Origin of the sequence: Leptospira perolatii (assembly GCF_002811875.1) — a bacterium.
GTDB lineage: Bacteria > Spirochaetota > Leptospiria > Leptospirales > Leptospiraceae > Leptospira_B > Leptospira_B perolatii.
The window spans coordinates 1-599 of the sequence record NZ_NPDZ01000046.1 but is presented as its reverse complement, the minus strand read 5'-3'; the positions used below and the strand labels follow the sequence as shown (position 1 = coordinate 599).

At 45.1% G+C, this 599-nt stretch carries 1 protein-coding gene; it reads left to right on the top strand.

Annotated features, from left to right (window positions below):
* Positions 1 to 599 (top strand): hypothetical protein (locus CH373_RS18725; protein WP_165778878.1); only part of this gene is annotated, 599 nt, incomplete at both ends.

The following is a 599-nucleotide window of genomic DNA, read 5'->3' as shown; positions in this document are numbered from 1 at the left end:
GGATCTGCAGACAGCATCATCACCTCCGGAAAGAGCATCGGAATCCTAACCGGAATAGCAAATACATACATAGACGCCAGTGGGAAAGCACTCAAAGGAACTGCACTACAAAACGCCCTAGTCGCCGACTTACAAAAAGTAAAAAACAATTACCAACAAGCGTTAACCGACTTTGAAACCGCGCAGACAGAGTTTACGAACCAGAAGGCAGTAGTAGATGGAATCCAGGCAAACTACACAGCGAAACAAGAAGAAGTCACAACAGCCTACAACGCGTTGCAAGATGCGTCGAAGGAACTGAACAATAAAACAGCAATCTACGACTTTGCACAGATGGTGGCGTACTCACAACACCAGAGCCCGGAAGGTTTAGAAACTACTAGCATTCGAAGCCCAACCGAAATCGTAAAACAACGGTTAGACGCAGCGAACACGGAAGTAACAAACAAACTAAAAGAAATCGAAAGCATACAAGCAAGAATAGCGAAACAAACCACAGTCGCTAGCTTGAATGCAGATCCAAAAGTAGCAGAAAACAAACAAGCCACTGAAGACTGGGCAGAGAGAGCACTACGATTTAGCCAAGCAGAGACAAAGAT